9 protein-coding genes are annotated in these 13,046 nt (G+C 68.9%); 1 reads left to right on the forward strand and 8 read right to left on the reverse strand.

Features of this window, described 5'->3' with window-relative positions:
• Window positions 1-147: 147 nt before the first annotated feature.
• The 8 genes from araA to RWN05_RS08355 form a co-directional block, all read right to left on the reverse strand.
• Entirely contained in the window at window positions 148-1,665 is a 1,518-nt protein-coding gene (gene araA, locus RWN05_RS08320) for an L-arabinose isomerase (RefSeq protein WP_056014267.1), read from the reverse strand.
• 109 nt (window positions 1,666-1,774) lie between these two features.
• Entirely contained in the window at window positions 1,775-2,482 is a 708-nt protein-coding gene (locus RWN05_RS08325; protein WP_071258853.1) for an L-ribulose-5-phosphate 4-epimerase, read from the reverse strand.
• Window positions 2,479-4,176 carry a ribulokinase gene (gene araB, locus RWN05_RS08330; RefSeq protein ID WP_399542903.1) on the reverse strand — a complete coding sequence of 566 codons (1,698 nt, stop codon included), beginning with the start codon at window positions 4,174-4,176 and terminating at the stop codon, window positions 2,479-2,481. The genes RWN05_RS08325 and araB overlap by 4 nt, the downstream gene beginning before the upstream one ends.
• Before the next feature lie 229 nt (window positions 4,177-4,405).
• The gene (locus RWN05_RS08335) at window positions 4,406-6,139 is read right to left on the reverse strand and encodes a hypothetical protein (protein ID WP_314139243.1); all 1,734 of its coding nucleotides are present in this window, start codon (window positions 6,137-6,139) and stop codon (window positions 4,406-4,408) included.
• A gap of 41 nt (window positions 6,140-6,180) precedes the next feature.
• The gene (mmsB, locus tag RWN05_RS08340; RefSeq protein ID WP_064294995.1) at window positions 6,181-7,434 is read right to left on the reverse strand and encodes a multiple monosaccharide ABC transporter permease; all 1,254 of its coding nucleotides are present in this window, start codon (window positions 7,432-7,434) and stop codon (window positions 6,181-6,183) included.
• A 32-nt stretch (window positions 7,435-7,466) separates the two neighbouring features.
• On the reverse strand, window positions 7,467-8,975 hold the full coding sequence (gene mmsA, locus RWN05_RS08345) for a multiple monosaccharide ABC transporter ATP-binding protein (protein WP_064295024.1): 1,509 nt from the start codon (window positions 8,973-8,975) through the stop codon (window positions 7,467-7,469).
• A gap of 137 nt (window positions 8,976-9,112) precedes the next feature.
• Entirely contained in the window at window positions 9,113-10,225 is a 1,113-nt protein-coding gene (gene chvE, locus RWN05_RS08350; RefSeq protein ID WP_079003210.1) for a multiple monosaccharide ABC transporter substrate-binding protein, read from the reverse strand.
• Between the two features lie 513 nt (window positions 10,226-10,738).
• Window positions 10,739-11,758 carry a serine hydrolase domain-containing protein gene (locus RWN05_RS08355; RefSeq protein ID WP_314139244.1) on the reverse strand — a complete coding sequence of 340 codons (1,020 nt, stop codon included), beginning with the start codon at window positions 11,756-11,758 and terminating at the stop codon, window positions 10,739-10,741.
• Between the two features lie 138 nt (window positions 11,759-11,896).
• Between RWN05_RS08355 and RWN05_RS08360 the strand changes: the two genes are divergently transcribed.
• The gene (locus tag RWN05_RS08360) at window positions 11,897-12,916 is read left to right on the forward strand and encodes a LacI family DNA-binding transcriptional regulator (RefSeq protein WP_064294998.1); all 1,020 of its coding nucleotides are present in this window, start codon (window positions 11,897-11,899) and stop codon (window positions 12,914-12,916) included.
• Window positions 12,917-13,046: the final 130 nt, after the last annotated feature.

Below are 13,046 nucleotides of genomic sequence, written 5' to 3' on the forward strand. Positions count from 1 at the left end.
TCGACCCCCGTCGTTCAGTGCGCCACCCCCGGCGCGTCGCCCCAGGCTAGCAAGCGCCGTCGTCGCACCGCACGATCGACGACAGCACGACGCGAGACGGCCTCCCGCTGGTGGGCAGGAGGCCGTCTCGGTCGGATCGTCCCGAGGCTAGAACCCCTGGGCCAGGCGGTAGTACGCGTTGTTCCAACGGACCTCGCGCTGGAAGTCGCGCGTGGTGGTCGACTCGTCGATCACGAGGAGCTCGGTCTTGGCGATCTCCGCGAAGTCGGCGAAGACCTCGACCCCGACGGCGGTCGACATGACGGTGTGGTGCGCGGCGCCGGCGGTGAGCCAGGCAGCGGCCGAGGTCGCGAAGTCCGGAGCCGGCTTCCACACGGCGCGCCCGACGGGCAGCTTCGGCAGGGCCTCGATGGGCTGGACGACCTCGACGACGTTCGCCGTCAGCCGGAAGCGGTCGCGCATGTCGCTCATCGCGACGACCACGGCGGGGCCGGAGTCGGCCGTGAAGACCAGGCGCACCGGGTCCTCCTTGCCACCGATGCCGAGCGGGTGCACCTCGAGGGTGGCACGAGCCGAGGAGAGCGTCGGGCTGACCTCGAGCATGTGCGCCCCGAGGATGAGCTCGTTGCCGGGCTCCATGTGGTACGTGTAGTCCTCCATGAGCGAGGCGCCACCGGGGAGGCCGGCGCCCATGACGGACGCGGCACGCACGAGGACGGCCGTCTTCCAGTCGCCCTCCGCGCCGAAGCCGTAGCCGTCGGCCATGAGGCGCTGGACGGCGAGGCCCGGCAGCTGACGCAGCTCGCCGAGGTCCTCGAAGCTCGTCGTGAACGCGGCGAAGTCGCCGGCCTCGAGGAAGGAGCGCAGGCCCAGCTCGATCGCGGCGCCGTAGCGGAGCGACTCGTGCCGCTCGCCACCCTTCCGCAACTCGGGGACGACGTCGTACAGCTCCTCGTACTCGGCGACGAGCGCGTCGATGTCGGCGTCCGTCGACGCGTGCACGGCCTCGGCGAGCTCGTTGACGCTCCAGGTGTTGACCTGCACCCCGAAGCGCAGCTCGGCCTCGGTCTTGTCGCCCTCGGTGACGGCGACGTACCGCATGTTGTCGCCGAAGCGTGCGAGCTTGAGCTCGTGCGTGGCCGCCCAACCGGCGGCGGCGCGCTGCCAGGTGCCGACCTCACGCTGGACGCGCGGGTCGGAGACGTGGCCGACGACCGTCTTGCGGGCGACGCCGAGACGCGTCTGGATGTACCCGAACTCGCGGTCGCCGTGTGCCGCCTGGTTGAGGTTCATGAAGTCGAAGTCGATCTCCGACCACGGCAGCTCGACGTTCGCCTGCGTGTGGAGGTGCAGCAGCGGCTTCTGCAGCGCGTCGAGGCCGGCGATCCACATCTTGGCCGGGCTGAAGGTGTGCATCCAGGTGACGAGACCGATGACGCTGTCGTCGGCGTTCGCGTCGAGCATGGCCCGACGGATCGACTCGGAGTCCTTGAGGACGGGCTTCCACTCGATCCGCACGGGGACGTCGGCGGCGGCGCCGAGCTCGGCGGCGATGGCCTGGGACTGCTCGGCGACCTGACGGAGGGTCTCCTCGCCGTACAGGTTCTGGCTGCCGGTGAGGAACCAGACGGTGTAGTGGTCGAGCGTGGTGGTGGGCTTCGGCATGGGTGGGTCTGCTTTCTGAGTGGGTGGGCCCTTCGACAAGCTCAGGGACCGGAGTTCGGTGCGGCGGTCCCTGCCCTTCGACAGGCTCAGGGGCCGGAGGTAGTTCTGGTCAGAGCGCGCCCTGCGGCGCCTGGCCGTAGACGTTCTGGTATCGGTCGAACAGGGCGTCGATCGCCTCGGTCGGCATGGGCTTCGGCTCGCCGAGCTGACGCGAGATGTGCACGGTGCGGGCGACGTCCTCGACCATGACCGCGGCCTTCACGGCGTCGCGGGCGTCCTTCCCGATCGTGAACGGCCCGTGGTTCTGCATGAGTACGGCGCGCGACCGGTGACCGGTCAGCGTCTCGACGATGCCGCGTCCGATCGAGTCGTCGCCGATGATCGAGAACGGACCGATCGGGACCTCTCCGCCGAACTCGTCGGCCATCGCCGTGATGACGCACGGGATGGGCTCGGCGCGTGCCGCCCAGGCCACCGCGTAGGTGGAGTGGGTGTGGACGACGCCGCCGACCTCGGGCATATGCCGGTAGACGTATGCGTGCGCCGCGGTGTCGCTCGACGGCGACCGCTCAGCGCCGGGCGTGCCCGGGATGACGTTGCCGTCGAGGTCGCAGAGGATCATGTTCTCGGGTGCGAGGTCGTCGTAGTCGACGCCGGAGGGCTTGATCACGAAGAGGTCGGCTCCCGGCACCCGCCCGGAGACGTTGCCGCCGGTCCAGATGACGAGCCCGTACCGGACGAGCTCGCCGTGCAGCTTGGCGACGTCGGACCGGACGCGCGCGATCGCGACCTCGATCTCGGGCGAGTAGGTGTTCACGCGGTGGCTCCTTCGAGGGCGGTGGTCTCGGTGTCGGTCGACAGGCCGTCGACGCCGCCACCGAGGGCGGCGCGGCGGATGCGCTTCAGGCGCTTCATGACGTCGTTGGCGCCGCGACCGAAGTAGTCGTGCAGCGTCGCGTACTCCGCGTAGAGCAGGTCGTACGCGTCGGCCGCCGCCTCGTTCGGCGTGTAGACGGCGCGGTTCACCTTGCCCATCGCGGCGCTGGCGGCCGGGACGTCCGGGTAGGCCCCGGCGGCGACGGCGGCGTGGATGGCCGAGCCGAGCGCAGGCCCCTGGTCGCTCGCCGTGATGGAGATCGGCAGGCGGAGGATGTCGGAGTACGTCTGCATGAGGAAGGGGTTCCGCTGCAGACCGCCGGCGACGATGAACTCGGTGACGGGGACGCCCGAGGCGTTGAACGTCTCGACGATCTTCCGGGTGCCGAACGCGGTCGCCTCGAACAATGCGCGGTACACCTCCTCGGTGCGGGTCGTGAGCGTCAGGCCGAGGACGGTGCCGGAGAGCTCGTGGTCGACGAGGACCGAGCGGTTGCCCGAGTGCCAGTCGAGGGCGACGAGGCCGTGCGCGCCGACCGGCTGGTCCTGGATGAGGGAGGTGAGGTGCTCGTGGATGCTGACACCACGCGCCGCAGCCTCCTCGGTGTATCGGGCGGGGACCTGGTTCGCGACGTACCAGGCGAAGATGTCCCCGACGCCCGACTGCCCGGCCTCGTAGCCGTAGAGGCCGGCGATGATGCCGCCGTCGACGACGCCGCACATGCCCGGGACCTCGCGGAGGACGTCGCCGTTCATGACGTGGCAGGTGGAGGTGCCCATGATCGCGACCATCTGGCCGGGCGAGACGGCCTGCGCCGCGGGTGCCGCGACGTGCGCGTCGACGTTCCCGACCGCGACCGCGATGCCCTCGCGGAGACCGGTCCATCCAGCGGCCTCGGCCGACAGGGTGCCGGCGGCGGCGCCCAGCTCACCGATCTCGTTCGCGACCTTGTCGTCGGCGAAGCGCTCGAAGGCGGGGTTGAGGGCCGCGAGGAACTCGTGGCTCGGGTAGGCGCCGTCCTGGTAGATGCCCTTGTAGCCGGCGGTGCAGGCGTTGCGGACGTAGGTGCCGGTGAGCTGCCAGATGATCCAGTCGGCCGCCTCGACCCAGTGGTCCATGCGCTCGTAGAGTTCGGGATCCTCCTCGAGGAGCTGGAGGCCCTTGGCGAACTCCCACTCGCTCGAGATGAGCCCGCCGTATCGCGGCAGCCAGGACTCGCCCCGCTTGGCGGCGAGCTCGTTGATGCGGTCCGCCTGCGGCTGCGCGGAGTGGTGTTTCCACAGCTTCACGTAGGCGTGCGGGCGGTCAGCGTACTCGGGCAGCTCGTTGAGCGGCGTCCCGTCGGCGATGACGGGGACCATCGTGCAGGCGGTGAAGTCGGTGCCGATGCCGATGACGGCGGCGGGGTCGATCCCGGCGGCCTCGACGGCGCGCGGCACGGCGGACTGCATGACGGCGACGTAGTCGGCCGGCACCTGCAGCGCCCAGTCGGGCGGCAGCGCGGCGCCGGTGGAGGCGAGCTCCCGATCCATGACGGCGTGCGGGTAGTCGAGCACCGCCGACCCGAGTTCGGCGCCGTCGGACACTCGCACGACGACGGCTCGGCCGGACAGCGTGCCGAAGTCGACGCCGATCGTGTAGGTCTCGGCGTGCGTGGCTGTCGCCTGCTCGGGGGCGCTGGCGGCCGGGTTCTGCTCGGTGTTCACCGGTGGGACTCCTTCGTCGATCTGGTGCTCGGTTGATTCGCGATGCTGTGGTGAAGCGGGTGGGGGCGGCTGCTCGGTCGGGTGGATCAAAGCGCCGCACTCCAGTGTACAACGTTGTATATTGCCGTGGCCATGCACAGGACGACGCGAACTCGACTCATGCGAGACCGCCCATCGCCTCGATGACGGCGCGTGCGTCGAGCGGCTCGGAATCCGGCGCGTCAGCAGCGCCGACGGTCCCCACGATCCGGCCCGCGCGGACGGCGACGACCCGGTCGCAGACGGCCGCGAGCGCCGCCGGGTCCTCGCTCGAGACGACGACCGCCCGGCCGGACGCCGCGAGCGATCGGATCAGGGCGCACCGCTCAGCCCGCCGGCGTCCGTCCTCGGAGCCGGGGGCGCCCGTCGCACCGAACGGTTCGGCGAGCAGCACGGCGCGTGCCCCCGTGTCCGCGATGATCCGGAGCGACTCGGTGAACTGGTCGGCGTCCGGCCCGCGGTGCACGCCGGGGAGTGCGGCGACCAGGCCGCTCGGCACGGTGGTCGCCCGGTAGTCGCGGCGCGCGTCGGCAACACCGAGCCTGACCATCCTCGTGAGGGCGTCCGGGGAGACACTCGACGGCACTCCGCCGAGGAAGGAGAGGTCGAAGCGGATCGGATGCTCGGTCGTGTAGAGCACCCCCGCGGCGCGCGCCAGGTCCGTCGTCGAGACGTCGACCGCCGCACCGTCGAGCGCGACCGAACCGCGGGTCCGTGCACCGTACGATCGCCCGAAGATGCTCAGCAGCACCTCCCCGGCACCGGAGTCGGGCGGACCGAACAGCCCGAGCACCTCCCCCGGTGCACAGGCGAAAGAGAGGTCGTCGACGACGGTCCGCTCGGGGTCCGCCGGGTGGCTCGCGGTCCAGTGTTCGACGGCGAGGCCGGTGCCCGACACCCGATCCGTAGGAACCGTCACGGTGCCCGATGTCCACGAGCGGGCCCCGGCCGGACCTGCGGCGTCGAGGGCGAGCGCACCATCGGCCAAGGCTTCGAGCACCTCGCGTTCACCGCTGTCGGGAGTCAGTCGGATCGAGGGTGAGTGGGCACCGCCGACGGCCAGCACGGTCGCGGTCGATGCGACGCCCGCCAGCCCGGTGACGGCCCCGGTCGCGAGCAGGACGCCGGGTGCTGGGCCGGCGGTTCGAGGAACTCGGGCCACCTCGACCATCGCCTGCCGCCAGCGCTCGACCTCGTCCGCTCGAAGCGCGGGTCCGCTGTCGTCGATCACGATGAGCGAGGCCTCCGCGGCGACCGCCCTGGCCAGCTCCACGAGCCGACGCTCCACGACCGACAGGGCACCGGCGGGGTCCGCGGGTGACCGGTCGAGCCCGACGACACGCAGAGCGTGGTGGATCCGCGCGGCATCGCTCTGCGCCACGGACGTCCGGTCGGCGGACGGTCCTCGGAGGAGCCGCATGACCGTCTCCCGCAGGCCCGTGGCACGCTCGGAGCCGAGCAGCACGTTCTCGCCGATGGTCTGCGACCAGCTGATGGCCTGCCCGGCCGTCACGACGGCCACCCCGGAGGCGCTCGATGCGGCCCGGGACGACAACCGCGCCGGTCGACCGGCGACGAGCGCCGTCTCGGAACCGGACGACCCGGTCACGCCGCGCGGGGCGGGAGCCGTCCCGGACAACCGCGCGATCAGGTGCCGGAGCGCGGAGACCGGGCCGAGCACGGCGTGCACCGTGCTGAAGGGCACCTCCAGCAGCGGCGTGCCGTCCCGCAGGACGGCGAGCGCCGGCATGGCCGATGAGGACTCGGGCGGGGCGGTCGCCTCGCCCCCACGCACGGAGGCGAGGGCACCGGCCAGGTCGCCGGTGCTCTCGCCTCCGTGGTGGATGTCCATGCGTCGGATCGATCCGGGTTCCGCTGTCGCGGACCTCGGGATCAGCGTCCGCCGCTGCGGCGCTTGTTGTAGACGTCGAACGCGACGGCCAGCAGCAGCACGAGACCCTTGACGGCCTGCTGCCACTCGATGCCGAGGCCGATGATCGACATACCGTTGTTCAGCACACCGATGATGAGACCACCGATGATCGCGCCGCCGATGGTACCGACGCCACCCTGCACCGCGGCTCCACCGATGAAGGCGGCGGAGATAGCCTCGAGCTCGAAGCCGTCACCGGCCTTCGGACCGGCGAGGTTCAGGCGGGCCGTGAAGATGAGGCCGGCGAGCGCCGCGAGGAAGCCCATGTTGACGAACAGGAAGAAGTCGACCTTGCGGGTCTTGATGCCGGACAGCTCCGCGGCGTGACGGTTGCCGCCGATCGCGTAGATGTGGCGGCCGAAGACCGAGCGGTTCATGACGATGCCGTAGACGAGCACGAGGACGGCCAGCACGATGAGCGTGACCGGGATGCCCTTGTACGCGGCGAGGGCGTACACGAAGAAGCCGATGCCCGCGATGATGAGGACGAGCTTGGCGACGAACCACGGGAACGGCTCGGTCTCCTGGCCGTACTTCTGACGGCCGAGGCGCGTGCGGACCTGCTGCACGACGAGGCCGACGACGGCGATGACGCCGATCCCGAGCGTGAGCGGGTCGATCGGGAAGTCACCGAACACGTCGTTCAGGAAGCCGTTGCCGAGCGCGCGGTACTCCGCCGGGAAGGAACCGATGTTGGCGTTGCCGAGGACCACGAGCGCGAGGCCGCGGAAGATGAGCATGCCGGCGAGGGTCACGATGAACGCCGGGATCCCGACGTAGGCGATCCAGAAGCCCTGCCAGACACCGACGAGCGCGCCGATGGCGAGCGACAGGATGACGGCGATCCACCACGGCATCTGCATCTGCACGGCGAACACACCGGACACCGCACCGACGAAGGCCGCGACGGAACCGACCGACAGGTCGATGTGGCCGGCGATGATGACCATCACCATGCCGATCGCGAGGACGAGGATGTACCCGTTCTGCACGATCAGGTTGGAGATGTTCTGCGGCCGCAGCAGGATGCCGTCGGTGATGACGGCGAAGAACACGACGACGAGCAGGAGGGCGATGAAGATGCCGTTCTTGCCGAGGTCGCTGAGGATGTGGGTCAGCCAGCTCGTGAAGCGGTTGGTGGCCGGGTTGACGAGGCCGCCGGCGGCGGTGCCGTCGCCTGCCGGGACGGTGGGTTTGGTGTCCAGATCGGACATTGCGGTTCTCCTTCGATCCGTCCGCGCCCGCGTCAGCGGGGCTTCTCCATGGTCATGAGCTTGAGGAGCGCTTCGGGGTTCGCTTCCTCGATCGGCAGTTCGCCGGTGATGCGGCCCTCGCTGAGGGCGTAGATGCGGTCGCAGATGCCGATGAGCTCGGGGAGCTCGGAGGAGATGACGATGACGCCCTTCCCCTCGGCGGCGAGGCGGTTGATGATCGTGTAGATCTCGTACTTCGCGCCGACGTCGATCCCACGGGTGGGCTCATCGAGGATGAGGACGTCGGGGTCGGAGTAGATCCACTTCGAGAGGACGACCTTCTGCTGGTTGCCGCCCGAGAGCTTCCCGGTCTTCGCGAGCACGTTCGGAGCCTTGATGTTCATGCTCTTCCGGTACTCCTCGGCGACCTTGTACTCCTCGTTGTCGTTGACGAGTCCGCCGCGTTCGAGCTTCTTCAGCGAGGCCATCGAGATGTTCCGCTTGATGTCCTCGATGAGGTTGAGGCCGTAGTACTTGCGGTCCTCGGTGGCGTAGGCGAGGCCGTTGTCGATCGCCTCGGACACCGTGCGCGTGCGGATCTCGGTGCCGTTCTTGAACACCTTGCCGCTGATCCGGCTGCCGTACGACTGACCGAACAGGCTCATCGCGAACTCGGTGCGGCCGGCGCCCATGAGGCCGGCGATGCCGACGATCTCACCGGCGCGGACGTTGAGGTTGACAGCGTCCACCATCACGCGGGTCGGGTCCTGCGGGTGGTGGGCGGTCCAGTCCTCGACGCGCAGGATCTCCTCGCCGATGTTCGGCGTGTGGTCCGGGTAGCGGTGCTCGAGGTCGCGGCCGACCATGTCCTTGATGATGCGCTCTTCGGTGACGTCGTTCTTCACGATCGTCTCGATGGTCTTGCCGTCGCGGATGACCGTGACGGTGTCGGCGACCTTCTTGATCTCGTTGAGCTTGTGGCTGATGATGATCGACGTGATGCCCTGCTCCTTGAGGTGCAGGATCAGGTCGAGCAGGTGGTCGGAGTCCTCGTCGTTCAGCGCTGCGGTCGGCTCGTCGAGGATGAGGAGCTTCACGCGCTTCGAGAGGGCCTTCGCGATCTCGACGAGCTGCTGCTTGCCGACGCCGATCTCGAGGATCTTGGTCGTCGGGTTCTCCCGCAGGCCGACCCGGGCGAGCAGTGCTGCCGCCTCCTGGTTGGTGCGGTTCCAGTCGATGAGGCCGAGCGGCCCCTTCAGCTCGTTGTTGAGGAAGATGTTCTCCGCGATGGAGAGGTAGGGGCTGAGGGCCAGCTCCTGGTGGATGATGACGATGCCCTTGGACTCCGAGTCGCGGATGTCCTTGAACTCCATCGTCTCGCCCTCGAAGACGATGTCGCCCTCGTAGGTGCCGAACGGGTAGACGCCGGACAACACCTTCATGAGCGTCGACTTGCCGGCGCCGTTCTCACCGCAGATGGCGTGCACGGTACCGCGCTGCACATCGAGCGTGACGTTCGAGAGGGCCTTGACGCCGGGGAAGGTCTTGATGATGTTGCGCATCTCGAGGATGCTCGTGGTCTCGCCTGACACCGTGTCTCCTTACAGGTGATCGTCGTTGAACCGGGCCCTCCGACAGGCTCAGGGATCGGAAGTGATTCCGTTCCCTGAGCCTGTCGAAAGGGGTGTTGCAGGACTGACTAGCCCTTGATCTCGTCTTCGGTCCAGTACCCGGAGTCCACGAGGACCTCCTTGATGTTGTCCTTGACGACGATCTGCGACTCGAGGAGGAAGGACGGGACGACCTTCTTGCCGTTGTCGTAGTCCTCGGTGTTGTTGACCTCGGGCTTCTCACCGTTCAGCACGGCGACGGCCATCTTGACGGCCTCGGCAGCGAGCTGGCGGGTGTCCTTGAAGATGGTCGCGTACTGCTCGCCGGACTCGATGGCCTTGACCGAGTCGAGCTCGGCGTCCTGGCCGGAGATGACGGGCCAGCCGTCGCCCACCGAGTAGCCGGCGTCGGTCAGCGCCGAGATGATGCCTCGCGAGATGCCGTCGTAGGGCGACAGGACCGCGTTGACCTTGCTGCCGTCGGAGTAGGTCGACGTGAGGATGTTCTCCATGCGCTTCTGCGCGGTCTCACCGTCCCAGCGGAGCGTTGCAGCCTGCTCGAAGGAGGTCTGGCCGCTGGCGACCTTGAGGGTGCCCGCGTCGATGAACGGCTTCAGGGTGTCCTGAGCGCCGTCCCAGAAGAACGTGGCGTTGTTGTCGTCGGGCGAGCCGGCGAACATCTCGATGTTGAACGGACCGGCGGGTGCGCCCTCGGTGGGCTTGCCCTCGAGGTCGACGAGGCCGAGGCCGTTGAGGACCGAGTTGGCCTGCTGCACGCCGACCTTGTAGTTGTCGAACGACGCGTAGTAGTCGACGTTCTCGCTGTCGCGGATCAGGCGGTCGTAGGCGATGACGGGGATGTCGCCGTCCTTGGCCTCCTGCAGCACGCTCGTGAGCGTGGTGCCGTCGATCGAGGCGATGATCAGGACGGAGGCGCCCTTGGTGATCATGTTCTCGATCTGCGAGACCTGGGTCGGGATGTCGTCCTCGGCGTACTGCAGGTCGACCTTGAAGCCCTCCTTCTCCAGCTGCTCCTTGACGGCGTTGCCGTCCTGGATCCAGCGCTCGGAGCTCTTGGTGGGCATCGCGACGCCGACGAGCTTGCCGTCGCCTTCGCCGCCGCCCGATCCGCCGCTTGCACCGCCGGAGCAGCCGGCGAGCGACACGATCATCGTGCCTGCGGCCAGCGTGGCGAGGAGCATTCTCTTCTTCACTGTGTGGTTCCTTCCCTAGGGAGTTGCTTGGACGTCATTGTCATGCGCAGGTCTGTCGGCATCGATGTGTCCAGCTCATCGAGGCCGCTCGTCGGTTACGTGGCGTTCGCGGGTGCGGGTGCGGGCGCCTCGTCGTGGTGCCGGCGAGGGTGCAGGGAGAGGTGGCCGGCGGAGAGCCGGGCCGAGAGGGAGCTGTGGTCGGATCGATCGGTGCCGTGGATCGGGAGGCGGCTCATCGCCGACCTGCTCGCTCCATTGCGCTTCGTTCCCACGTCGACTTCCTCGTCACTCCGAATGTGACCGTTCACATTGTGTGTCACACGATAGCCCCAGACCTCCACCTGATGTCAAGTCGGGATGGGTCTCATTTTCATAACCGGCGATTGCCGGGGCATGGTCGCGCTCTCAGCGTGCCCGTGCAAGCACGTGCCGGGGGCGCAGCTACGCCCCGATCGGCATGGCCGGAAACCGGGGATGTGCCCGGCAGATCCCAGTGGACGCCTAGAGTTCGGCGTCGATCGCGCGGATGACGTCCCAGGCGCCGTCCTCGGAGTTCGACAGCACGACGACGTCGATGGCGTCGGCGGCGGTCGGGCCGAAGTAGGTGCGCACGATGCCGCTCGCACCGGGGTTGACGCCGTCGAGGTACATCGATCGCACCTGGCCGTCCTCGTCGACGTCGAACTCGAAGCCGAAGCCGTAGGAGATCTCCTCGTCGACCTCGACCTGCGGCGAGGTGAACTCCTCGGTCAGCTCGGCGGTGAGGATCTTCGCGTCGCGGGCGGCGCGCAGGAAGGTGATGAGGTCGCCCGCGGTGGACTGTGCACCGGCGTCCGGGCCGCCGAGCGGTGGGAACGCCTCGGCGTTCGAGTGCCAGACGCCGTCGTCGTCGACGTCGCCCCCCTCGGCCAGGCCGGGCTCGCCCGTCCGGCGGTCGACGAAGCCCGAGTGGTCCATGCCGAGGAGCGCGAACACCTGCTGCTCGACGAGCTGGCGGTAGGGCAGCCCCGTCACCCCCTCGAGCGCGAGCCCGAGCAGCACGTAGCCCGCGTTGACGTAGTTCGCCTCCTCGCCGGGGGCCGCGAGCGGCTCCTTGTCGGCGAAGAGCGGCAGGAGGTCGGCGGTCTCGCGGATCGACGAGGCCGGGCGCTCCGCCCAGAGATCGTCGTAGCTCTCGCCGGCGGTCTCGTCGGCGTCGTCGGCGATGCCGGAGGTGTGGGTGAGCAGGTGGAGCAGCTGGACGTCGCGGCGGATGGTGGTGCCGTCGAGGTCGATGTACTCGTGGATCGACTCGTCGAGGTCGATGTGTCCGGCGTCCACCTGCTGGAGCACGGCGGCGGCGGTGAAGAGCTTCGTGATGGAGGCCGTGTCGAAGCGGGTGTCGAGCGTGATGGGTTCGTCGCGCTCCCTCGAGGCGAGGCCTCGGGCGGCCTCGAAGAGCGTCTCGTCACCGCGCTTGACGAGCACGACGCCCGAGAAGTCGGTGGCTTCGATGACGCGGGCGACGCTTTCGGTATCCATCCCCCAACGGTACCGTCGCGGACCCCTCCGTGGCTCCACGCGCCCTGGGGGACCCGATCCGTCGGGGGGGGGGCTGACGCGTGTGCATAATGGGTGCAGCACGAAATGTGACCGTGCACATCGAGGTCCGAGGAATCCGTGAGCGACGACGCCGAACGGGGGCGAGCCCCCAATATCCGCGATGTCGCGCGCCTGGCCGGGGTCTCCCACCAGACGGTCTCACGGGTGCTCAACAATCATCCGAGCATCCGCGACTCCACCCGCGACCGGGTCCTCGCCGTCATGGACGAGGTCAACTACCGTCCGAACCGGGCCGCCAGGGCACTCGTGACGAGTCGGTCGCGGACGATCGGCGTGCTCGCGAGCCAGCGGTCGCAGTACGGTCCGGCGAGCATGATCCAGGCGATCGAGAACGCGAGCAAGGACGCCGGGTACCTCGTCAGCACGGCCAACCTGCCCGACGTCTCCGACGCGTCGATCGTCGCCGCCGTCGAGCATCTGCTCGCGCAGTCGGTCGACGGCATCGTGGTCATCGCACCGCAGGTCCGGGTGTTCCGGGCGATCGAGGAGCTGCAGGTACGGGTGCCGTTCATCGCGGTGCAGTCCGGCGGTGACCTCGACGACCACTCGATCGGCGTCGACCAGGTCGCCGGTGGACGCTTGGCGACGCGGCACCTCATCGAGCTCGGGCATCGGAACATCTACCACCTCGCCGGCCCGCAGGACTGGATCGAGGCGGAGGCGCGCATGCACGGCTTCCTCGCCGAGATGAGCGCGCAGGACGTGCCGACGACCGCGCCGATCCTCGGTGACTGGACCGCCGACTTCGGCTATCGCGCCGGGATCGAACTCATGCGGGTGCGCGACTTCACCGCGATCTTCTCCTCGAACGACCAGATGGCGCTCGGTCTCATCCACGCGATCCGCGACGAGGGGTACGACGTGCCCCGGGACGTGTCGATCGTGGGGTTCGACGACATCCCGGAAGCGCCCCACTTCTGGCCGCCGCTCACGACGGTGCGGCAGGACTTCGACGAGCTGGGGCGTCGTTGTGTCGCGCGGTTGCTCGGCAACCTCGAGGTCGACGCCGTCGGCTATCGCGGAACGATCGAGCCGGAGCTCATCGTGCGGAAGTCGACGGGTCGCCCGGCCTTCTGACCCTCGTGTCGTCGTGGTGTGTCGTGGTGGCGCCAGCGCGGTGCGCTGACGCGAGCGCGGGTCACACGCGTGAGCGCGCCCCTCCGGAGACCCGCGCTCGAGTCCACGCCCCGCGCCCACGCCTGTTCGG

The organism is uncultured Plantibacter sp., from assembly GCF_963518075.1.
Lineage (GTDB): Bacteria > Actinomycetota > Actinomycetes > Actinomycetales > Microbacteriaceae > Plantibacter > Plantibacter flavus_A.

What these genes read in the sequence shown, in the direction of transcription:
- RWN05_RS08355 (WP_314139244.1), bottom strand. Translation starts at nt 11,758, where the DNA reads ATGGATACCGAAAGCGTCGCCCGCGTCATCGAAGCCACCGACTTCTCG.
- RWN05_RS08335 (WP_314139243.1), bottom strand. Translation starts at nt 6,139, where the DNA reads ATGGACATCCACCACGGAGGCGAGAGCACCGGCGACCTGGCCGGTGCC.
- mmsB (WP_064294995.1), bottom strand. Translation starts at nt 7,434, where the DNA reads ATGTCCGATCTGGACACCAAACCCACCGTCCCGGCAGGCGACGGCACC.
- chvE (WP_079003210.1), bottom strand. Translation starts at nt 10,225, where the DNA reads ATGCTCCTCGCCACGCTGGCCGCAGGCACGATGATCGTGTCGCTCGCC.
- mmsA (WP_064295024.1), bottom strand. Translation starts at nt 8,975, where the DNA reads ATGCGCAACATCATCAAGACCTTCCCCGGCGTCAAGGCCCTCTCGAAC.
- araA (WP_056014267.1), bottom strand. Translation starts at nt 1,665, where the DNA reads ATGCCGAAGCCCACCACCACGCTCGACCACTACACCGTCTGGTTCCTC.